Genomic DNA, 22,170 nt, shown 5'->3' on the forward strand with positions numbered 1-22,170 from the left:
CAAAGAGCAAACTGGAAATTCACAAGGCGTTCGCCAGTTCCCTCGGGAACTGGTAATTCAGTCAAAACTGCCTTCAAAAAATACTATACGAGGAGAAACGACGATGAATTCAATTTCACCTGCCTCCAAAAGCAGCTTCACCCCCGGGAGCCAAGTCTCCAGCAGAGATAAGGAAATTCAGGGACTTATGCAGCAGAAGGTCAGGCTTAATGAAGAAGTACAAGCTGTAAAATCCAATGATGAACTGGACACCAAGACCAAGGCAGCACGAATTAAATCATTAACGAGTTCCATTACGCAAATTGATACCCAAATCGCTCAGATCAAAGCAGAAGAAATGGAGGAAAAGAACAAATCAAAACAGCCTGAGAAGACCAAAGAACAACAGCCTCAGCGCAATGACGAAGCTCAACCCCCATCCATGGACCATCTAATTAAGCACAGTCAGACTTACGATCAGTTAGGTAAACTGGTCGGTTTGCGAGATCGCATGAACAGCTCCATACAGACCATTGAAGGTGAAACCAAGTTTGACCGACTGGTTCTGGAGATTAATGCTGGAAATGATGCTGGCAAATCGATGATGCTTGAAAATGCTGAACGTACCGTATTCCAGAAAAAAAGAGAAGTTGTTCAGGACATCAGCTCCCAAATGAGCAAAGTAGGTCAGAAAATTGGAGAACTGATAAAAGAGATACATCAGCCTGAACCAAAAGAATCGGTTTCGTCTCCTACACCTTCATCCTCTGCGGAAAAGGAAAATCAGGAAGTTGTTAAAGGAAATAAGGCTGAAAATAAATCGAAAATTACCAATGATACGCAGAATGATAAAGACCCAGGAAAAATTCAAGAGACGCAATCAAATGCATCCCCTGCCCATTCCTTTACATCGCTCGACATTCGGGTTTGAACAGGTGACAGAGGTGATATGTAGTTTCAGACCATATTAAAAAATGAATGTTGATTCACCATATATTTTTTTATAGTAGGCATATGTCTGAGCATAATCTAAAAAAGCTCCCGACAGCTTTCGAAGCACATAACGATCATTCTGCAACAAATAATGAGCACTGGCTGCGTTCTTGAACAAAAATACGAGCTCATTGTCGGAAACAAATTGGTCCACATTTATTCCACTGCTAAGAATGAAGCGCTGCAGATCTTCATAAAGTCCAATAGTATACTTATGAGCATCATTTGTAGAAAAGAAGAAATCTAAGCTGTCACTATGATAAGAACCGTTCTTAGTAAAAGTGACATTCGCTGACCAGCCATCAAAATCAAAAGTTAGTACTTCTTCACTCTTACTTAACCATTGCTCATCTGAATGTTTTCTTAAATTATCAATATGAACTATTTCTTGACCAAAATAACTCATCAAATTACCTGCTTCAAGATACTTAGAAAAGATTAGTTGTGAAATTTCAGATTTATTCAGTAAATCCATCTCCTTTGCACTTCTTTTAAAGCATTAAAATTTATTTCATTATAACAGGAGTAGAGGTTGTAAATGCCTCCTACATGTATAAAAAAACCGTTACAAAAAGGCTATTTTAAGCCGGATTGTAACGGTTCTTTAGGTTGAATTATTTATGTTAAATCATAAAGTTCAATCTGCTCATAATCAAGAATTGTTTTCATTCCTGATCCTTTCAGGACACCTTATGCTCAATTCTAAGCTTGTCAGCAACCATCGCGATGAACTCGGAATTCGTCGGTTTCGACTTACTGATGTTGATCGTATAGCCAAACAGGTGGCTGATGCTGTCGATGTTGCCACGTGTCCAAGCCACTTCAATGGCATGACGGATGGCACGTTCGACGCGAGACGGCGTTGTTTTGAACTTTTCGGCAATCGCTGGGTACAGGGTTTTGGTGATAGCACCCAAAATTTCGATATTGTTATACACCATCGTGATGGCTTCGCGCAAATACTGATATCCTTTAATATGCGCAGGAACGCCGATTTCATGTATGATGGACGTAATGCTTGCATCCAAATTTTTGTGTTTACCCATCGGTACCACGTTGGACTTGTTCATAAACATCGAGGAACCGCCACCACCACCTGTGGAGATTGTGGTTTGTGTGCCAACCAGTTGACGTACACGATTCGCGAGCACTTCCATGTCAAACGGTTTCAGGATGTAATAAGAAGCCCCGAGTTGCACGGCACGCTGCGTGATATTCTCTTGTCCGAAAGCCGTAAGCATAATGACTTTGGGCTGTGGAGACAGATTCAGGTTGCGCAGACGCTCCAGTACACCAAGTCCATCCAGGTGAGGCATAATAATATCCAGAATCAGTACATCTGGTACATCGCGAGTCTGCTCCAGCAACTGAAGCACTTCTTCTCCATTGTAAGCAATTCCAGTTACTTCCATATCTTCCTGTTCGGATATATATTCGGCAAGCAAATTCGTAAATTCACGATTATCATCGGCCAGCAATACCTCAATTTTCTGCAAAACGGTATCCTCCTTTAATTTAAACATCGTTTCGTACATTTCCTTACAGGTTAAATTTTCGACACAGGGGAGGAAATTCCTTCTGTCGAAAATTATTTTTCTTTATTTTTTTTTCGCGTTGCTATATAATAAATAATTTATTTCATTATCCGATATTATATGTTTCTATTCGACAAAAAAACCTTAAGGAGGTTAACCCGCCTTAAGGTTTTTTGCATGTTCCTTCTTCATCATGACTCCTGCATCTTGTAACATCCACTCAATGAAGCAGCCATAACCTGATTTCGGATCATTCACGAAGACATGGGTCACGGCACCAATCAGTTTTCCATTTTGCACAATAGGGCTGCCACTCATGCCTTGTACAATGCCTCCGGTCTTATCCAGCAGCTTCGGATCTGTGATTCGAAGCACCAGACCTTTGGTTGCTGGTTCGGATTGGTCTGCGACGTGAACAATATCAATCGAGAAACGTTCCACCTGCTGGCCCTCAACGACTGTGAGGATTTCTGCAGGACCTTCTTTGACTTCATGGGAGAATGCAACGGGAATGCCTTTGGAATACAAGCTATGTTCAGGATTACCGGACATTTTACCAAAGATACCAAAAGCCGTATTGCGTTCAATATTGCCCAAAATTTTGCTTTCTTTCAGGAAATGAGCTCTTTTTTCACCTGGGTCACCGGATTCACTCTTAGAGATCGACGTTACATTAGACTGAACAATCTGACCACTGCCAACGACGATGGAGGTCTGCGTGTTCATATCCGTAATGACATGGCCCAGTGCGCCATATACGCCTTGGTCCGGAGCATAGAAGGTTAAAGTCCCTACACCTGCTGCGGAGTCACGAATGTACAATCCAAGCCTCCAGGCTTTATCTTCCGCATCATAAGCCGGTGTCAGACGCGTCTTAACCGTTTCTTTGCCGCGTTTTAATAAAACATCAATTCCTTTTTTGCTCTTACCTGCAAGCTCAACAGCTTCCGCTACACCCGATACACCATCAAGACGTTTACCGTCCATGTGGGTAATCAGATCTCCAAGCTTGATGCCTGCTGATTCTCCAGGGGATACACGTTCATCCTGTCCAGAACGGACAAGATGGTGCCCTACAACCAGAATACCTGCAGATTTTACTTTGACGCCAATGGTTTGTCCCCCGGGTACTACACGCAAATCCGGAATCACGTTTACGTTAACCGTTTTTACCGGAATTTTGCCCCACAACTTCAACGTTAATTTGGCATGTCCCGTTTGTTGGGGATGAAGATGCAAAGGTTGTTGCTTCGTGACGTGGACCGCAGTTTCCTTTCCATCAAAACCGACGATGTCAGGACGATCCACAACAGCGCTTGAAGCAGCCGGTACAGCGAGATGAACGTCAGCCTGCCTGCCTTCAAAAACCTGAAGTTCATCAGGCAATGAAGCATAACTTTGCACAGGCTGAATGGCCTGGCTGATCACACATAGAAAGAAGGCAAATAAAAGACCTAGCAATTTCTTCCTGAGGGGGGAATTCAATGGCTGTCACACTCCCTTTGCTTCTTTCGCTTGACGAAAGGTGGTCGCCAATTGCGTACCTATAAGATAACCTCGCCCCCAGGCTTTTATTACTGTCAATCATTACGCCAGCCGCTCGTTTCACCCTTTTTTGGCTTCCGCCAAATTCAGCATTTCCTGTGCATGATGCAGCGTTTTTTCTGTAATTTCCACACCGCCCAGCATACGTGCCAATTCCTTCACTCTGCCTTCGTCTGACAGCGACTCCACTTGTGTCATCGTGCGCCCGTCATAAACATGTTTTTCGATGAGATACTGATGATCTGCCATACAAGCCACTTGTGGCAAGTGAGTAATTGAGAAAACTTGGCAAGTGGAAGACAGACGGTATAATTTCTCCGCAATGGATTGTGCTGCTCTTCCGCTCACACCTGTATCCACCTCGTCAAAGATCAACACCGGAATCCGGTCATGACGTGCGAATATACTCTTCATCGCCAGCATCATTCGGGACAACTCACCACCGGAAGCAATCTTGCCGAGCGGACGTAAAGGCTCACCTGGATTCGGAGAAATCAGGAACTCCGCATTATCTGCACCCTGACGCGTAAGACGAATGCGACGCCCATTCCATTCAATCCCTTTTGCATCTTCATAAGGAGTAATCTGAACTCGTAACGTAGTTCTCTCCATCTGCAGATCCTTCAGCTCACTTTCCACCTGCGCTGCAAGTTCCTCTGCACATTGTTTACGAACACGGCTAAGTTCCTCGGCGGACTCCATGACTAATTTGAGCAATTTGTCACGTTCATTACGCAGCTTCTCCAGACGTTCATCTTTGTTCTCCAGCTGGTCGGTTTCATGGCTAATTTGTTCATAATAATTCAAAATAAGTTCCACACTGTCACCGTATTTCCGTCTGAGGCCAGAAATCAGATTCAGTCGCTGTTCCACTTCTTCCAATCTACCCGGGTTAAATTCGATCTTTTCCCGATAATCACGCAACTGAAACGTGGCATCTTCCAGCTGATAAAATGCAGACTGAAGCTGTTCAACAATAGGCTGCAATCCTTTGCTGTCATATCCCGATATATCTTCAATTCTTGATAGCGCGATACTTACAGCTTCTAACCCACGTTGACCACTAAGCAGTTCATATGCACCAGCAACACTGTCCATCATTTTCTCGCTATGGGATAGTTTGACCCGTTCTTCTCCGAGTAATTCATCCTCACCCAGCGTTAGAGAAGCAGCTGCAATCTCTTCAAGTTGAAAACGATACATGTCCAGCAATTGATATGCACGTTGACTGGATTCCTGAAGTGCTCGCAGTTCTTTTTCCGCCGTAATAAATTTACTGTAGCGTTCCTGATATACCGTTTTGACTGGACCGATGATTGCTGCCCCGTATGTATCCAGAAGCCCCAGATGACTTTCTGCGCGCAACAAACTTTGATGTTCATGCTGTCCATGAATATTAATTAATTTTTCTCCGACTTCACGGAGCATCGTTAAATTGACCAATTGGCCGTTAATACGAGATGTACTTTTGCCTTGAGTATTCAGTTCCCGGCGAATCACGAGATGCTCCTCAGGCTCACAATGGATACCAAGCTTCTCTAGCGTTTCCCATACCGGATGGCTTGGCTCCATTTCAAACAGAGCCTCCATCTCGGCCTTCTCGCATCCATAACGGATCAGATCGGCAGAGCTTCGTCCACCTGCAATCAGACCCAAAGCATCAATAATGATCGATTTACCCGCTCCTGTCTCACCAGACAAGACATGGAATCCCGGGTGGAAAACCACATCAACTTCTTCTACAACAGCCAGATTACGAATCGATAATGTAACTAACATCTGCAAAAACACCTCCGGATGACTCACTCAGAAATTATGTTTTTGAACCATTATGTTCTAGGAAATATAACCCATAATCCGCTCAATTACGGTCACGCTGTTACTTTCCGTCCGGCAGATGATGAGTATGGTATCATCTCCACAGATGGTGCCCATCACTTCCGTCCACTCAATATTATCGAGCAAGGCAGCAATGGAGTTAGCTGTGCCAGGCAAACACTTCATCACAACCAGATTGTTTGTATGATCAATGTGTAAGAAGTTGTCCACGAGGGCACGTTTCAGTTTCTGAATCGGATTATATCGTTGGTCTGTAGGCAGTGAATACTTATATCGTCCATCATCCATGGGGATTTTGATTAAAAGAAGCTCCTTAATATCCCGGGATACCGTGGCTTGAGTCACCTGAAATCCGGATTTACGTAAAGCTTCAACCAGATCATCCTGGGTTTCAATTTCGTTTTGACTAATGATTTCACGTATCTTAATGTGTCGTTGACCTTTCATACATGCCTCCAGTTAAAAGTTCAATGTATTGCAATGAAACAGCTAATTCAAATCCATAACGTTTGCCATCCTGCAATTCGTTCATTCTGTATATAAACAACTTTCAGGTTTCATAATTACCCTTAGTCCAGATCATCTCCATCGTAAACATCTTCCTGATAGTCCATGAGCCTGATTACCTTGATATCCGATTCCTCCATGTCTACATACAGCAACCCTTCACAGCCGGGATATAACAATAAATAATACAGGAAGCGGTCTCGCAGGGATGGCCCAGTAAGTTCAAGAGGTTGTCTGCGACGGGACGTCTTCACCAAATATCTCTCATCATCACGCTCTGCTACATAATCAATGAACAGCCTACTGTAATAAACGGATTCATTCGCTTCAAAGGCTAAAGGAATTTTCATTTTACCTCCGATGACTTCATATCCTTCCGCTTCAAGCAGATCCACTGCGGGTGTATCCTGAATTTCTGCATTCAGTTGCATACCCGACAAGCTTACCGGAATCGGACGATTAACCCAATTCCGAAAGCCAAAGAACAGCCATATAATCAAGCAGACAGCAAGTACACCAATAACCATTGTGTCATATTGCCCATCCATCATCGCTCACCTCGAAGACATATTCGAGATTCGACAACTGATTTCCTGTTAGGATGTCACCTTTCCAGCGAAAAGAAACCCATCCTATGATGAGTTTCCTGTAAAAGTATGAGCAGCTTCCATTGCAACTTGATCTGCAAGTGCATCAAGTGAAGCCTGAACGTTCTCTTGTTGTGTTGCCTCTGGTTCTTCCAGACGCCAGTGAGCGAGAAATTCGATATTGCCTTCTCCGCCTGTAATCGGCGAAAATGTTAAACCTTTTAGCTTTAATCCAAGTTCATTAGCGAAACGAAGCATCGTCTGCAAAACGTCCTTGTGAACCTTCGTATCACGAACGACGCCAGACTTGCCAACTTTCTCACGACCTGCTTCGAACTGGGGTTTTATTAACGCTACAATATCTGCCGGTTGCTTCAGAAGTGCCAGCAACGGCGGCAAAATAATTCTCAGCGAAATAAAAGATACATCGATACTGGCAAAATTCGGCACAGGTCCATGTAGATCTTCTGGAGTCACATAACGAAAATTGGTTCTTTCCATTACAGTAACCCTTTCATCATTACGAAGGGACCAATCCAGCTGGTTGTAACCTACATCGATGGCATATACATGAGATGCACCATGCTGTAGGGCGCAATCGGTAAAACCGCCAGTGGATGAACCGATATCGAGCATTACAAGTCCATTCATATCGAGATCGAAGTGACGGATCGCTTTTTCAAGCTTTAATCCACCTCTGCCGACATAGGGATGTACGGAACCCTTTACTTTAAGTTCGGCTTCCCGTGGAATCTTCATGCCTGCTTTTTCAATCCGCTCATTGTTGGCATATACCAGTCCAGCCATGATTGCAGCTTTTGCCTTCTCGCGACTTTCGTAATATCCCTGCTCAACCAGCAGAACATCAATTCGTTCTTTCGGGAGTGACATGTCTTTCTCCTATCATGAAGTAATCCTAATTAATCAATCATGTGTTCCAGTTTCTCTAATCGTTCCAGTTATGAAGGGAACCGAGTTCTGGACATACCATATGAAGATTGGGCTGCCATGCTGCGCAGCTCCATGCTCACATTCTCAACCGTGAGTCCCACTTCAGCTCTTTGATCCTCAATACTGCCATGTTCAATGAATCGATCTGGAATGCCTATTAGTTGCACATGAACATCATGCAGCCCTTGTTCTGCGTAAAACTCCAGAACTGCACTGCCCATACTGCCTGCTTGTGATGCTTCTTCAAGCACAATTAATTTCGTGCCTCGAACTGCGAGATCACGAAGCATCTGTTCATCAAGCGGCTTAAGGAAGCGGGCGTTAATTACGCCAACCGTCATGCCTTCTCTTTTAACCGTCTCGGCAGCTTCTTCAGCAAGCTGTACCATCGATCCCGAAGCGATAATTGCATAGCCTTCCGATGGAGGAAGCTGTTCCCACGTACCGATTGGAATCGGAATGAGTTCATCGTCAAGAGGCACGCCTACAACATTGTTTCGTGGATAACGATAAGCAATCGGGCCTTCATTATATTCAAGCGCCGTCTTCATCATATGGCGCAGTTCATTCTCATCCTTAGGCATCATCAGAACGATATTCGGAATATGACGCATAAACGCCACATCATACACACCTTGATGTGTTTCACCATCCGGACCGACAAATCCGGCACGGTCAATGGCGAACATGACATTGGCATTATGACGACAAATATCATGTACAATCTGATCATACGCACGTTGCATAAACGTCGAATAGACGGCAAATACCGGCTTTAACCCTTCCATAGCCAATGCTGCACACATGGTTGCTGCATGCTGTTCGGCAATACCCACGTCAATCATGCGATCAGGGAATTCTTTACTGAAAGGAATGAGACCTGAACCTGTTGGCATGGCTGGTGTTACCGCAACAATTCGTTTATCCTGCTTGGCAAGATCAATCAACGTTTTACCGAACACTTCCGTATACATCGGTTTGCCTACAGCCTTAAGCACTTGACCTGATTCAATTTTGTACGGAGAAATTCCGTGCCATTTGTGTGAATCGGCCTCAGCTGGCTGATAGCCTTTACCTTTGGTTGTCAGTACATGAACCATTACAGGACCATCGACGTTATCCGCCTGTTTGAACGTTTCAATCAATTTCGGAATGTCGTGTCCATCAATGGGTCCCAAATAGGTGAAGCCCAGCTCTTCGAACAGAACTCCTGGAACCATCATGTATTTGACGCTATCTTTAATCCAGCTCGCCGATTTGGCCAGACGATCCCCTATGGCAGGAATTTTTTTGAGCATTCCTTCCACGTCATCCTTGGCTTTCAAATAATGGCGATCGGAACGAATTTTGCTCAAATATTTGTGCATAGCCCCGACGTTCGGAGCAATGGACATTTCATTATCGTTGAGGATAACCATCAGCTTTTTCTGTTCATGACCAATGTGATTGAGAGCTTCAAAGGCCATACCACCTGTAAGCGCTCCATCCCCGATCATCGCGATTACCTGATTGTCTTCACCCTTAAGATCACGGGCAAGCGCCATGCCCATCGCAGCAGATAACGATGTACTGCTGTGGCCCGCTTCCCATACATCATGTTCACTCTCGTTACGTTTAACAAATCCGCACAAGCCATTATGCTGACGCAGTGTATCGAAGCGATCCATTCGCCCCGTTAGAACCTTGTGCACATAAGCCTGATGCCCTACATCGAAAATCATTTTGTCCACTGGACTGTTATAGCAATAATGCAGGGCTACCGTGAGCTCAACCACTCCTAAGTTGGGTGCGAGATGGCCCCCTGTAACGGACAGCTTCTCAATCAGAAACTGCCGGATCTCTGCCGACAAAAGAACGAGATCATCCTGAGACATCGACTTTAGATCACTGGGTTGTTTAATTTGTGGAAGCAGCACGAGAATCTCCCCGCTTTCCTAGATTGTTTGATTTGGTGTAATCCATATATACACAGTTTATTAAATGACATTAAAACATTATAACATAAAAGAACAAGAATCATAATTTACGGCACTATACTCCTGATAACGAGCATTTTCGCCAGCAAGGTTCGTATGATCTTCCTCAATATGTATTCCCAAACCCACTTGGAACAGACTCTCTTCATGAAGCCCAGAAAAAGCACATTAAATTGATTACACGATTCTGGGTGATTTGAAACAGTGACACTCAAACGAAATTAATGATCTCGACTCATCAGATAATCAGCAATTTCCATCAGTCTGGAAGGGTCAGGTAACTCGGCTCTGCCGAGTGCATCTTTAGCAGATTGCGTAAGGGACTTCACCTCTTGAAGAGAGGCATCCATACCAATAAAATAAGGGTATGTGACCTTTTGCTGATTCACATCACTTTGCGTCTTCTTGCCCATTTTCTGCTCGTCACCCGTCAGGTCCAGAATATCGTCCTGAATCTGGAATGCCAACCCCAAGTCTCTGCCAAATACGCGCAGCGCCTCCAACTGTCCTTCTGTCGCACCACCAATACGAGCACCAGCAATGAGGGAAAACACAATTAAATCTCCGGTCTTGTGCAGATGAATATATTGCAATTGGGCAAGATCTGTCATGCCCTGCTCGCCTTCCATATCAGCCACTTGTCCTCCAACCATGCCTCTTGCTCCAGCCAGTTCGGACAAATCCTCCACAATGGACAACAACGCTTCTGCTGACACACCACTGCGACGACCTGATTGAACAATACTATAAAAAGCATGCGTTAGCAGTGCATCACCAGCCAATATAGCTGTCGCTTCACCAAACACTTTGTGATTCGTTAATTTTCCCCTGCGATATTCGTCATTATCCATAGCAGGCAGGTCATCGTGGATCAACGAATACGTATGAACCATCTCCACGGCGCAGGCTACCGGCAATGCAGCTGTACGCTGTGCACCGAAGGCTTCCGCCGCAGCAACGACCAGAAGTGGACGAAGGCGTTTGCCCCCGGCCATAAGTGAATACTGCATCGCGTCAACCAGTGACTGAGGAACATCCCAGTGAACAGGAAGAGTCTGCTTCAACTCTCCCGTCACTTCAGCTGTGACTTCCTCAAGATACGTTTCAAACGAAGGACGATTACTCATTGACTTCACCGCTTTCGTCGACGGCAGCGCCGAACGGTTTTTTGCGAAGTTCCCCATCCTCTTCTACGATCATCTCGATCTTACGTTCCACTTGTTCCAGCTTCAAACCACAAAGTTGGGAAAGCTTCATTCCGCGCTGAAACAAATCGATGGCCTGTTCCAGTGGGACATCACCATGCTCAAGCTGACCTACGATGTCTTCCAATGCCGCCATTGCCTCTTCAAAATTCAATTCCGGTTCATTCGCCATGGGTATTGTCGTCCTCCTTCATTCCCCAAACCTGACAGTCCAGCTGTCCGTCTGTTAATTTAATCTTTATTGAATCTCCAGGCTGTACATCCTTCATCGATTTGATCAATCGTTGCTCCTGCTCGTCGTATACAAGGCTGTATCCGCGTGACATGACTTTGAGCGGGCTTAGCGCATCCAAATGACGTACAGATGATTTCCACTGCTGCTGCTTCGCTCTCGTAATGGATCGGATTGCAACCTCCAGCTGACGCCGGGCTGATGCATTCTCCCGTCTTGCAGCATTCACCTGTTCACGTGGATTGAACCGCTGCAGCGCTGCACGCAAACGCTCCTGTTTCTCGGTCGTCCATTTCATACGTGTATCTACAGTTCGCAGAAGACGCTGTTGCAGCATATCCAGCCGCTCCGTATGCTGCATTAAGGTACGTCTAGGATGCACAAGCACAGGTGATCGTTGCAATCTGGCCAGTCGCTCCCGATTATGAACAGCACGCTGACGTAAACTGTGCTGCAGCTGACGCTGGCGCTGAGCGATCTGATCAAGCAGCTCAGCTCGATTGGGTACTGCCAGTTCGGCAGCAGCCGTAGGCGTTGCCGCACGCAGGTCAGCAGCAAAATCGGCAATCGTAAAATCCGTTTCATGCCCAACCGCTGAAATCACAGGAATGGCAGAACCCACAATTGCTCTTGCCACGATCTCCTCATTAAAAGCCCATAACTCCTCCAGTGATCCGCCGCCTCGTCCAACAATCAGCACATCGGCTTCGCCCATTCGATTCAAGTTGTTGATGGCCTTCACAATGGAAGGAGCGGCACCTTTACCTTGAACGAGTACAGGATATAGAATCACTTGGGCAGAAGGATATCTGCGTTGCAATGTAATCATAATATCCCTTACGGCTGCACCTGTAGGTGAAGTGACCACACCGATCGTCTGTGGAAAACGGGGAATCTGCCTTTTTCGTGATGCAGAGAACAGCCCCTCGTCTTCCAGCTTTTTTTTCAGCTGCTCATAGGCCAAATACAGACTTCCAATACCGTCCGGTTGCATGTGTGTGGCATAGAACTGATATTGTCCATCCCGCTCATATACCGAAACATTACCACGAGCAATAACCCTTGCACCCTCCTTCGGTACAAAGGGCAAGCGTTGATTATGGGAAGCAAACATAATGGACTTAATTCGGCTGTCCTTGTCCTTCAATGTAAAATACATATGACCGCTGGAGTGATGTGTAAAATTGGAGATCTCTCCGCGCAGCCATACATCCGACAGTACCTGATCCGATTCCAGTTTCATCCGGATGTATCGGTTCAGGTCTTTGATGGAGTAAATTTTTTGATCTGCCACAGACAGTTACCTAGGCCAATCCGTGAGCGCGTTTGGCGGCGATCAATGTATTTTGCATCAACATGGTAATCGTCATTGGACCAACGCCACCAGGAACCGGAGTAATTGGTCCAGATACCGTCTTCACACTCTCGAAATCTACATCTCCTGCCAGTTTGCCGTTATCCAGACGGTTCATCCCCACATCGATTACAACGGCACCCGGTTTGACGAAATCGGCATCCACAAAGTTTGCACGACCGATAGCAACCACAAGAATGTCTGCCTGACGAGTGATATCTTTCATGTTCGCTGTACGGGAATGACACATGGTTACCGTTGCGTTCTCACGTTGAAGCAGCAAGGATACCGGTTTGCCGACAATATTGCTGCGACCGATAACTACGGCATGTTTGCCTGACATTTCGAGACCCGTGCGCTTGATTAGCTCAATTACGCCCGCAGGGGTACATGGCAACAAACTATCGTCTCCAATGACGAGGTTCCCCACATTAACCGGATGGAATCCGTCCACATCCTTGTCCACGGCGATTGCATCAATAACCGCTTTCTCTTCGATATGCTTCGGCAAAGGGAGCTGAACCAAAATGCCGTTAATGGATTCCTGTTTGTTCAGCTTGTCCACCAGCGCGAGCAGATCCGCTTGGGAGGTGCTTGCATCCAGACGATGAACTTCGGAATAGAAACCGAGGTCGTGACATGCTTTTTCTTTGTTACGCACATATACCTGGGATGCCGGATCTTCCCCGACGAGCACAACAGCCAGACCAGGTACTACCCCCTGTTCGCTAAGCTGTTTTACTTCTGTCGTCATGCTTGCGCGGATCTCTTGGGATACTTCTTTACCGTTAATAATAGATGCTGTCACTGTACTCTCTCTCCCTTATGTGAACATATATTTAGAGGTTGTTCCAAAAGTCCCATCTTCTCGGTACTGAAAACCGGTCTTTTTGAACACGCACTATAGTTAATTGTAACTTAAGAAAGTTTTGCTTTAATCGTGCTGACTTCCTGAATCATGCGCCCAAGTACGCCGTTAACGAACTTACCGGATTCATCTGTACCAAAATACTTGGACAGTTCAATCGCTTCATTGACGGACACTTTTGCCGGAATATCATCACGGAAAACCATTTCATACGTGGAAAGCCGTAAAATCTGGCGGTCTACACGCGACAGACGGCTAATCTGCCAGCCTTTCAGATAATCGACGAGTAATCCGTCAATGGCTTCTTTATTGTTCCATGCGCCCTGTACCATTTCGGTCACGTAGGTACGCATTACATCTGCATCATGAATAACCACTTCAGTTTCATTATCTTCTGCGGCTTCATTAATCAGCATATTCACGGCTTCAGCTGCGCCCACTTCATTCATTTCCATCTGATACAGACTTTGTACTGCAATTTCCCTTGCCAAACGTCTTTTCATGTCCTGCCTCCTGCAGCGCTCCCTGTGGAGCGTCATCATGCTTATTTTAAATTATAAAATCTTTGATGGAATCAGAGATCTTATTATATTGTTATCCCTTTTCACAAAAAAACCTGCAATCGTTTCCTCCAAAAAACGGGCAACCTAAACTACAGCTCTATTTTCGGAAGAAACATATTGCAGGGTTCAGGTGGCTCACTTAAAGGGACGCCAGCGATCGCCGAGCCATTGCCCCCATTCCCTCCAGGGAATGAACGAGCCCAGCTTCGAGTCGCTTCGTCTGCCTAACGTATAACCGATGAACACCAAGAGTGCAAAGAACAACATATCCCAAAAACCGATCCATACATAAAGAAATCCAAAAAAGATGCCGCCGACAATTCCGGTAATTCGGCCTCTGTAACTATCCCAAATCTCTCTCCACAGCATCAGTGAAACTCACCTCATTCCACTCGACTCTTGTAGTTAGGCGACTGGGTAACGTTGGCAATATACACGGTGACAAAAGAAACCGGGATACCCGTAATCTCCTGTACATGATCATGTATTGCCTTCTGCAGATCGGCTGTCAGCGTCGGGATTGGCGTCTCGCCATCCACTACTGCACGGATCATAATCTCCAGTCCGGATTCAACCACACGAATACGAGCTTTGACATCACGTACTCCCCGGAAACGGGAAGTTGCTTTGAGACAGAGATTTTCAATCGTTTCCATCGAAATCTGCACATCACCGTACTCGGTACGTTGATCTACAGACGGCAATGAAGCACGATCACGCCGAACCGAGATGTAGAAAAATCGCAAACTCAGGATAAACAAAATCGCTGCGGCAACAACCGCCGCAATAATGACGTTCTGTTCCTGCTGGTAATTCAATTCGTAAGGCAACACACCACTGATAAGAAGTATGACTGCTGCCGATATTGCTCCAACGCTTATGCTGTATATAAACAACAGAAGCCGATCCAGTATTTTAGCCACGAACTGCACAGCCTCCCTTGCTCACTAACATTGCTTAACCTGCCCTTTGGCAAAAGGATAATCCTCAGGTGCAAGCCTCTGCTTCGATGAAGACCTGTCCAAGACGGGATAACCCCCGGCAGTGATGCCGGGGGAATCTGTCTTCTTTTATTTTACGCGCTGACTGTTCAGGTCGATTTCTTCCACTTTCTCGGTGCTCTTGAACTGAACATCATGAATGTGCACATTAACTTCATTCACATTCAATCCTGTCATGTTCTCGATGGAGCGCTTCACGTTCTGTTGAATTTCGGTAGCCACCTGTGGCAGACGGTAACCATATTCAATAATAACGGAAACATCCACAGCAGCTTCACGCTGACCTACTTCAACCTTAACACCTTTGGAAAGGTTTTTGCGACCAAGCAATTCAGCAAATCCACCAGCGAATCCGCCGCTCATGCCTGCAACACCTTTGACTTCAACTGTAGCCAGTCCAGCGATCACTTCAATAACTTCAGGTGCGATCTGGATTTCACCGATATCCGTTCGTTCAAATTCTGTCGGCAGTGTACTCATAACTGTTCAACACACCTTTCGCGAAATAAGTTTGCGGCCATCCGTCAGGGCGCTGGTGCTCAGGCCAATATGACCTTCAGAACCCTTCCGGTCCGGCTTTACCGGAACTCCTGCAACCTTCATCCGCGTATGTGCGGCGGCTTATCCTCTGCAGGAGACATGCGCTCTTATTATTACATACTATATCATTTGGGCTACATTATGACAAACAAGCCCAATATACCTTTTAAATCTCATTTTCCTCAAGAAATTTGATATCAAAGTCACCCCGAACGAACGTTGGATGCTCCAGCAATTTCTGATGAAAAGGAATCGTTGTGGAGATGCCTTCAATCGCAAATTCAGCCAATGCACGCTTCATCTTGGCGATGGCCTCTTCCCGGTTTGCTCCCCACACGATCAATTTAGCGATCATGGAGTCGTAAAAAGGAGAGATCGTGTAGCCCGGATATGCTGCACTGTCTACACGTACACCCGGTCCTCCTGGTGCAAGGTAGAAACCAATTTTGCCTGGTGACGGCATAAAGTTACGGTCCGGATCTTCTGCGTTGATACGGCATTCAATGGACCAGCCATTGATCACAACATCTTCCTGACGGAAAGAAAGCGGATTGCCTTCAGCTACCGAAATCATTTCGCGGATCAGATCCACCCCTGTTACCATTTCCGTTACAGGGTGTTCCACCTGAATACGTGTATTCATTTCCATGAAATAGAATTCACCGTTAGGGCTGAGCAAGAACTCAAGTGTACCTGCTCCCGAGTAATTCACGGCAAGCGCTGCCCGTACTGCGGCTTCTCCCATCAATGTACGCACATCTTCAGAGATGATTGGACAAGGTGCTTCTTCCACCAGCTTTTGACGTCGACGCTGAACGGAACAATCACGCTCGCCCAGATGCACTGCATTTCCATGTTTGTCTGCAATGATCTGAATTTCCACGTGCTTCATGCCTGTCAGGAATTTTTCCAGATATACTCCGGCATTGCCAAAAGCTTTCTGTGCTTCCTGCTGGGCAGCTGTAATTTGCTTGATCAGCGTTTCCTCATCTTCAGCAATACGAATTCCCTTACCTCCACCACCAGCGGTAGCTTTGATAATGACAGGATATCCAATATCTCTAGCAATCATAATAGCTTCATTCATATTTTCAACCAAACCGTCGGATCCCGGAATGACAGGTACACCTGCATCCTGCATCGTTTGTTTGGCAACAGCCTTGTCACCCATTTTGGTAATGGCTTCCGGAGATGGGCCGATGAACGTAATATTGCAGGATTCACAGATTTCTGCAAAATCAGCGTTCTCTGCCAGGAATCCGTAGCCTGGGTGGATCGCATCACATTCCGTCAGTGTGGCTACACTCATCAGGTTTGTGAAGTTGAGATAACTGTCTTTCGAAAGTGTAGGCCCGATACAATACGCTTCATCTGCAAGACGAACATGCAGGGAGTCTTTATCCGCTTCCGAATAAACCGCTACCGTCGAAATGCCGATTTCACGACAGGCACGAATAATACGTACCGCAATTTCGCCACGGTTCGCAATCAGTATTTTTTGAAATTTCATTTCGTTATTGTCCTCCTTCGAAGCTCATGCAGTTGCCGTTAATGCGCCTGTAACCGTTATTCCGGTTTCACCAGGAACAGGGGTTGTCCATACTCAACCAGCTGTCCGTTCTCAACCAGCACTTCAACGATCTCTCCCTTGATGTCAGCATCAAGCTCGTTCATCAGCTTCATCGCCTCAATGATACATACCGTTGTTTTCTCAACAACTTTATCACCAGCGCTTACAAAAGGACCCGCTTCCGGCGAGGAAGCTCTGTAAAAAGTACCCACCATCGGAGATACGATTTTATGTAAATGACTTGTAGTATCGACTTGCGGAGCAGCTTCAGCTACCACTGCAGCCGGTTGCACCTGTGGTGCAGCAATCATTTGCGGTTGAATAGCAGCTGCCTGAACATACTCGGTTTTACCCGGTTTGCGAATCGACAACCGTGATCCTTCGTTTTCAATTTCCAACTCTTGAACGGAACTTTCATCTACCAGTTTGATCAGCTCTTTGATCTCACTCAATTTAAACATTTCCATTATTCACTCCTTCGGCATCATGCCAGTCTCACTAGGACGGTCATATGGCTTTATGTATTATATCATAATCATTAAAAATGGAAAGAGCCCGAGAACTAATCCAGCTCTCGGGGCTACTTTTCCATGTTTTAGATTACTGTTCTGTCACGTATTGCACGCTGATTTTATTTTGGGATACAGCCAGTTCTTTCATAACCATATCCACAATGGAAACCGCCTGTTTTACATCCAGTTTGTCACTGAGAACAACGACTTTATACTTGTCGGCATCCTCTTGAACGATGGCATTGGCAAACTGCTGCGACAGGGTTTCTTCAATCCCATTGATTTTGGCTTCTTTTTCTTCCAGCGTACGAAGCTGTTCTGTTGCTTTGGCATTTTCTTCTGGCGTTTTGCTCAGATCGCCTGCAACGGTCATGAGTTCTTCATACTTACGATTGTTGCTCTCCTCACGCTGCCACTGGTAGTTCTGGAACTGGCTGCTCGCCGACGCCGCCGTATTCTGCTCCTCCATCTCCTTGAGGACGTCCTCATCCGTTTTCGTCGTACTGCCTTCTGTTCGGGCATTTGTCTCAGGAGTGGTTGATGCGCCTTTATCTGTCCCTTTCTCGCTGCCTTTACCTGTTTCACCTTGTTTCTCTCCCGATTCCGCAGCCGGTGATTTCTCGGTGTCTCCGGCTTCTTTACCGTCTACAACCGCAGGATTATCCACAGATTCAGTTGCCGCTTGCTCTCCTTCAGTTCCTGTAACTTCGCCGCCATTGACCACTTCATTCACAACCAGACCTTCTGTTGGATCAAGGATTCCAGCCGCTTCCTTCGCTTCTCCCTGCTTCATACCATCCACCTGCGTGCTGTCAGCTACAGGCGTATTAACCGGACCGGAATCTTCAGTGAACAGATAATAGGCGGACAAAATGACCATCAGACTCAGCATGGATACGAGCCATACCGTTTGACGTTTGTTATTCATTAGAACTTCCTCCTCGAATTGGCTTCATTCTTATGACAATCAAAACTTGTGATTCATGGTTCCGGACTAATCCTGCTTGCGCGGAACAACCGAAATTCGGTAGGCCGCAACATTCAGTCCTTTTTCCACAGCATCTGTAATCAGGTCCTTCACAACCTTGTTCTCTGCACCTCTGGCAACGACAAGCACGCCCCGAATCTGTGGTTTGAGCTTTTTCGTGACAATCGGTGTCTGATTCCCTGATATTTCATACGTAATAATCTCACCATCCCGGGTATATTGCGTCATATGTCGCTTGCCCCCGTTTGCATCCGTTTCTTCGGTGAGCTGCTGCGAATCCTTCACATTACGCTGTACAACAAGCTCCTCTGTAGAATCCACGGTAACCATCACATCAACGGTTCCCACACCTACGATATTTTCCAGCACACCCTTGATCTTGTCCTCAAATGCGATCTCTATCGCCTGAAATGGATTCTGATCCGTCGGATCCGTCTGTATGGATGCCATCGATGTAGCTGGATCAGGAGGCTCGCGACCGATATTTTCGGAATCAATCTTTTTGACATTGACGAAGGAGTTAAACAACATGATTCCCACTCCGATCAAACCCAGGATAATAAGCCAGCGAAAGGTTTGACTTCGACGTTGCCCACCTTCTCCGCCGCCGAGCCAGCTTTCCATCTTTTTGAGCCATTGCCTCATCGGATACCCTCCTTCTTACAGCGCCGAAGCGCTTTTCTTTTCTTTCACCTGTACTTTGTTTGCATCAATATCCCACTTCTCTGTCAATAGCGTAATTATTTGTACTGCTCGTTCAGATCGGGAGGACGTCTGTCCTTGCTGAGTGTTTGTCTCTGCCTGCTCACCCGACACAGGTGTGGAGTCAGCTTCCTGTCCATTTTGCGGCTCGCCAGAGTTAACGTTACCCACGCGACTTTCACGATTGCTGCCGCTGTTCACCTCGATCTGTACGTCTGGGACCTCAATCTGACCAATCTGGATTGGCTCCTGAACTGGAGGTGATTCAGTGGTTTGGGATTCCGGGTCAGAGTCAAATGTTGGTTTTGTAGTTGCCCCTGCTTCCTGTTGACCTGTGTTGGTACTAACTTTGCCCGCCACTGTCTCACTTGCCATCTCCACCAAAACATACTGGATCATCGGAAGTTCCACCGAAGAGGTCAAATCCGTCTCCGGCTTGGCTGTATCCATGGCGAGCTTTACCTCAACAGACTGCACTCGCTCCCCGGTTGTTTCTTCAATTTGCCCTTTCATTACGTTAGCCAGTTCTTTGGCTGTCCATTGCAGCGACTGTTCCTGTTCATTGGATTGCAGCCGCCTGCCCTGAGCCAAAATCTGTTCAAGTGTTGCATTTCCTTCAGAGGGCGAATCCATGGCGGTCATCGCTCGTTTGAGCTCGCCAACCGGATCACTTTTCAAGAGCTTCGTTATGGGCGATAACAGGGTCAGCAGGATAAGAAGGCTCAGCACAAGCTTGACATAACGTTCCATGGATCGATTGGGCAACAGCATATCCACGAAAGTCGCCAGCAGAACGATCATGATCAATTCCCGGAGCCAGCTGCTCAGCCACCCCATCCTTCCAGCCCCTTTCCTCTTGAGCTTCCTCTCATCTCATCATAACGGTCAGATTGCCTGCGGTTAGCAGGATCGTGATGGCCAGAAAAAACATGAGTCCGACGGCTGCCAGTGCCGCAAATACGTAAATCATGCTTTTGCCTATGGCCTGCAGACATCCCACAATTGGCGTATCCCCTAGCGGTTGCATGATCGCGCCAGTTATGTTGTAAATCAGGGCTAGCGTCAGAATTTTAAGTGCAGGAAACGCGCATAAAAACAAGATGATGATGACACCCGTTAGTCCGATTGCATTTTTCACCAGCAGTGACGCTGTGATCACCGTGTCGGTTGCATCCGCAAACGTTCTGCCGACAATGGGAACAAAGTTGCCTGCGATGTACTTCGCCGCTTTTAGACTGACACCATCTGCCACGGAGCCCGATGCCCCCTGCACCGAAATTACGCCCAGAAACATCGTAAGCAGTATACCGAGCAGAGCTACACTAATATTCCGTAAGAGATCTGCCAGCTGTGTAAGCTTGTACTTGTCGGACAAGGAACTGACGAGATGTAATACGGCTGAGAAAAAGAGTAGCGGGAACACCAGCATGTGGATCAATGTACCGACCAGATGAATCATGAAAATGATCAGCGGATGAGTCACAGAAACGGTAATGACATTTCCCATTGAAGCCAGCAGTGTAAACAACAGGGGCACCATGGCCATCATAAAGTTGATCATGCTGGCAATGGCATCCTTGGCGTATCCAATCGCCACACTGAAGCTGTTTATGGCGATGATAATAATGACCATGTAACAGATGGAGTAAGCGATTTTGCTAATATTGTTTTTCTCAAAAGCGGTCTGCAACGTCTCCAAAATCATGCTCAGCACACTCAGCATCACAATCGTGACTAGAAGCTTGCCGTTATATAAAATTTCATGCAGCATGAAGGTTCCAATCGCTATAAACACCGATTTCAGGCTGAACCCTTCATTGCCGGGCATTAACATATCCATAAAGGAAGGCGTTTTTCCTTCCGGGAAAAAACCACCGTATTGTTGCATGAGTTGGTCCCAATATTTTTCCACCTGATCCTTGGGAAGCTGGTCAGCCTGCTGCTGCATCCACTCTCCCGAGGGAGAACCGGCGAATACCTGTCCCATGATTCCAAACAGAAAACACAGCGTCAGCACGAAGGTAAGGCGCCACTGCGGCTTGTGATGCATCATTTTCATATGAAGTCCGCACGCCTCCCTCTACACCGGCATCAGCTTCATGACGGTTTCGATAATAATGCTGATGATCGGTATCGCGAGTACAAGGATCAGCACCTTGCCAGCAAGTTCAATTTTGGAAGCAATGCTCTCCTGGCCTGCATCCCTGACAATCTGTGCTCCGAATTCAGCAATGTACGCTATGCCTATAATTTTCAGAACCGTTTTCAGATAAATGCTCTCCATGCCTGAATTCTCGGCAAGCCGTTTCAACACTTCGATCACCGCACCAATCTTGCCAATCAGCAGCATGAAGATTACGATGCCGGTAGCAGCAGCAATCAGAAAAGCGAACATGGGCTTCTGTTCTTTGATAACTAGAATGAGCACCGTTGCGATGAGCGCCAGACCTACAACTTGGATAATTTCCACAGGTCACCACCATCCCGGCTTCATGACCGTTTTCATTGAAAAAGAAATATCGATTTGATCTCTTGCAGCAGGCTGTCCAGCATACGGACCACCATGAACAATACAACGACAAATCCGATCACGGTCACCCAGTGAGCCATATCTTCCTTTCCCATTTGTTTCAGCACCGTATGAATCATTGCAATGATGATTCCGATGCCCGCAATTTGAAAGATTGCGTTCACTTCTAAATTCATGACCTTGGCACCTCACT

Annotated in this window: 25 protein-coding genes; 1 reads left to right on the forward strand and 24 read right to left on the reverse strand. The window is 46.3% G+C overall.

The window, feature by feature from the left end; all coding sequences use genetic code 11:
* The first annotated feature begins 103 nt into the window (after nucleotides 1-103).
* Nucleotides 104-910 carry a FlxA-like family protein gene (locus tag BMW94_RS25010; RefSeq protein WP_091001507.1) on the forward strand — a complete coding sequence of 269 codons (807 nt, stop codon included), beginning with the start codon at nucleotides 104-106 and terminating at the stop codon, nucleotides 908-910.
* A gap of 36 nt (nucleotides 911-946) precedes the next feature.
* Here the strand turns inward: BMW94_RS25010 and BMW94_RS25015 are convergent, their stop codons facing one another.
* From BMW94_RS25015 to spoIIIAC, 24 genes are all read right to left on the reverse strand, one after another.
* Nucleotides 947-1,447: a hypothetical protein gene (locus BMW94_RS25015; protein WP_091001508.1), complete on the reverse strand. Its 501-nt coding sequence runs from the start codon at nucleotides 1,445-1,447 to the stop codon at nucleotides 947-949.
* Between the two features lie 205 nt (nucleotides 1,448-1,652).
* Complete coding sequence (spo0A, locus tag BMW94_RS25020; RefSeq protein WP_076291888.1) at nucleotides 1,653-2,468, reverse strand: sporulation transcription factor Spo0A; 816 nt, start codon at nucleotides 2,466-2,468, stop codon at nucleotides 1,653-1,655.
* Nucleotides 2,469-2,660: 192 nt separating this feature from the next.
* Nucleotides 2,661-3,992: a SpoIVB peptidase gene (gene spoIVB, locus BMW94_RS25025; protein WP_091001509.1), complete on the reverse strand. Its 1,332-nt coding sequence runs from the start codon at nucleotides 3,990-3,992 to the stop codon at nucleotides 2,661-2,663.
* Nucleotides 3,993-4,112: 120 nt separating this feature from the next.
* Nucleotides 4,113-5,831 carry a DNA repair protein RecN gene (gene recN / locus BMW94_RS25030; RefSeq protein ID WP_091001510.1) on the reverse strand — a complete coding sequence of 573 codons (1,719 nt, stop codon included), beginning with the start codon at nucleotides 5,829-5,831 and terminating at the stop codon, nucleotides 4,113-4,115.
* 57 nt (nucleotides 5,832-5,888) lie between these two features.
* Nucleotides 5,889-6,338 (reverse strand): transcriptional regulator AhrC/ArgR, encoded by a 450-nt coding sequence (argR, locus tag BMW94_RS25035; RefSeq protein WP_063565708.1) that lies wholly within the window; start codon nucleotides 6,336-6,338, stop codon nucleotides 5,889-5,891.
* Nucleotides 6,339-6,460: 122 nt separating this feature from the next.
* On the reverse strand, nucleotides 6,461-6,949 hold the full coding sequence (locus BMW94_RS25040) for a hypothetical protein (RefSeq protein ID WP_254790360.1): 489 nt from the start codon (nucleotides 6,947-6,949) through the stop codon (nucleotides 6,461-6,463).
* A gap of 81 nt (nucleotides 6,950-7,030) precedes the next feature.
* Nucleotides 7,031-7,876 (reverse strand): TlyA family RNA methyltransferase, encoded by an 846-nt coding sequence (locus BMW94_RS25045; protein ID WP_091001512.1) that lies wholly within the window; start codon nucleotides 7,874-7,876, stop codon nucleotides 7,031-7,033.
* Nucleotides 7,877-7,944: 68 nt separating this feature from the next.
* Entirely contained in the window at nucleotides 7,945-9,852 is a 1,908-nt protein-coding gene (gene dxs / locus BMW94_RS25050; protein ID WP_091001513.1) for a 1-deoxy-D-xylulose-5-phosphate synthase, read from the reverse strand.
* Between the two features lie 281 nt (nucleotides 9,853-10,133).
* The gene (locus tag BMW94_RS25055) at nucleotides 10,134-11,039 is read right to left on the reverse strand and encodes a polyprenyl synthetase family protein (protein WP_091001514.1); all 906 of its coding nucleotides are present in this window, start codon (nucleotides 11,037-11,039) and stop codon (nucleotides 10,134-10,136) included.
* Nucleotides 11,032-11,289 carry an exodeoxyribonuclease VII small subunit gene (gene xseB / locus BMW94_RS25060; RefSeq protein WP_063565703.1) on the reverse strand — a complete coding sequence of 86 codons (258 nt, stop codon included), beginning with the start codon at nucleotides 11,287-11,289 and terminating at the stop codon, nucleotides 11,032-11,034. The genes BMW94_RS25055 and xseB overlap by 8 nt, the downstream gene beginning before the upstream one ends.
* Nucleotides 11,279-12,643: an exodeoxyribonuclease VII large subunit gene (gene xseA, locus BMW94_RS25065; RefSeq protein ID WP_091001515.1), complete on the reverse strand. Its 1,365-nt coding sequence runs from the start codon at nucleotides 12,641-12,643 to the stop codon at nucleotides 11,279-11,281. The genes xseB and xseA overlap by 11 nt, the downstream gene beginning before the upstream one ends.
* Before the next feature lie 10 nt (nucleotides 12,644-12,653).
* Complete coding sequence (gene folD / locus BMW94_RS25070) at nucleotides 12,654-13,511, reverse strand: bifunctional methylenetetrahydrofolate dehydrogenase/methenyltetrahydrofolate cyclohydrolase FolD (RefSeq protein ID WP_091001516.1); 858 nt, start codon at nucleotides 13,509-13,511, stop codon at nucleotides 12,654-12,656.
* A gap of 110 nt (nucleotides 13,512-13,621) precedes the next feature.
* Nucleotides 13,622-14,074 (reverse strand): transcription antitermination factor NusB, encoded by a 453-nt coding sequence (gene nusB, locus BMW94_RS25075; RefSeq protein ID WP_063565701.1) that lies wholly within the window; start codon nucleotides 14,072-14,074, stop codon nucleotides 13,622-13,624.
* A 195-nt stretch (nucleotides 14,075-14,269) separates the two neighbouring features.
* Complete coding sequence (locus BMW94_RS25080) at nucleotides 14,270-14,503, reverse strand: DUF2273 domain-containing protein (protein ID WP_091001517.1); 234 nt, start codon at nucleotides 14,501-14,503, stop codon at nucleotides 14,270-14,272.
* A gap of 14 nt (nucleotides 14,504-14,517) precedes the next feature.
* Nucleotides 14,518-15,057 carry an alkaline shock response membrane anchor protein AmaP gene (gene amaP / locus BMW94_RS25085; protein ID WP_076291879.1) on the reverse strand — a complete coding sequence of 180 codons (540 nt, stop codon included), beginning with the start codon at nucleotides 15,055-15,057 and terminating at the stop codon, nucleotides 14,518-14,520.
* A 147-nt stretch (nucleotides 15,058-15,204) separates the two neighbouring features.
* Nucleotides 15,205-15,615, reverse strand: coding sequence for an Asp23/Gls24 family envelope stress response protein (locus BMW94_RS25090; protein WP_024630996.1), 411 nt, complete (start codon nucleotides 15,613-15,615; stop codon nucleotides 15,205-15,207).
* Between the two features lie 226 nt (nucleotides 15,616-15,841).
* Complete coding sequence (gene accC / locus BMW94_RS25095) at nucleotides 15,842-17,185, reverse strand: acetyl-CoA carboxylase biotin carboxylase subunit (protein WP_091001518.1); 1,344 nt, start codon at nucleotides 17,183-17,185, stop codon at nucleotides 15,842-15,844.
* A gap of 56 nt (nucleotides 17,186-17,241) precedes the next feature.
* Nucleotides 17,242-17,706 (reverse strand): acetyl-CoA carboxylase biotin carboxyl carrier protein, encoded by a 465-nt coding sequence (accB, locus tag BMW94_RS25100; RefSeq protein ID WP_063565765.1) that lies wholly within the window; start codon nucleotides 17,704-17,706, stop codon nucleotides 17,242-17,244.
* 139 nt (nucleotides 17,707-17,845) lie between these two features.
* Nucleotides 17,846-18,685, reverse strand: a complete 840-nt coding sequence (locus BMW94_RS25105) for a SpoIIIAH-like family protein (RefSeq protein ID WP_091001519.1) — start codon at nucleotides 18,683-18,685, stop codon at nucleotides 17,846-17,848.
* Between the two features lie 66 nt (nucleotides 18,686-18,751).
* On the reverse strand, nucleotides 18,752-19,390 hold the full coding sequence (gene spoIIIAG, locus BMW94_RS25110; RefSeq protein ID WP_091001520.1) for a stage III sporulation protein AG: 639 nt from the start codon (nucleotides 19,388-19,390) through the stop codon (nucleotides 18,752-18,754).
* Nucleotides 19,391-19,405: 15 nt separating this feature from the next.
* Nucleotides 19,406-20,284, reverse strand: coding sequence for a stage III sporulation protein AF (spoIIIAF, locus tag BMW94_RS25115; protein ID WP_091001521.1), 879 nt, complete (start codon nucleotides 20,282-20,284; stop codon nucleotides 19,406-19,408).
* 31 nt (nucleotides 20,285-20,315) lie between these two features.
* On the reverse strand, nucleotides 20,316-21,506 hold the full coding sequence (spoIIIAE, locus tag BMW94_RS25120; protein ID WP_063565695.1) for a stage III sporulation protein AE: 1,191 nt from the start codon (nucleotides 21,504-21,506) through the stop codon (nucleotides 20,316-20,318).
* A gap of 21 nt (nucleotides 21,507-21,527) precedes the next feature.
* A complete protein-coding gene (spoIIIAD, locus tag BMW94_RS25125) occupies nucleotides 21,528-21,917 on the reverse strand; it encodes a stage III sporulation protein AD (RefSeq protein ID WP_017687586.1) in 390 nt (129 codons plus the stop codon).
* A gap of 32 nt (nucleotides 21,918-21,949) precedes the next feature.
* Nucleotides 21,950-22,153, reverse strand: coding sequence for a stage III sporulation protein AC (spoIIIAC, locus tag BMW94_RS25130; protein WP_017687585.1), 204 nt, complete (start codon nucleotides 22,151-22,153; stop codon nucleotides 21,950-21,952).
* Nucleotides 22,154-22,170: the final 17 nt, after the last annotated feature.

This window comes from Paenibacillus sp. OK003 (assembly GCF_900109515.1).
Taxonomy (GTDB): Bacteria; Bacillota; Bacilli; order Paenibacillales; family Paenibacillaceae; genus Paenibacillus; species Paenibacillus marchantiae.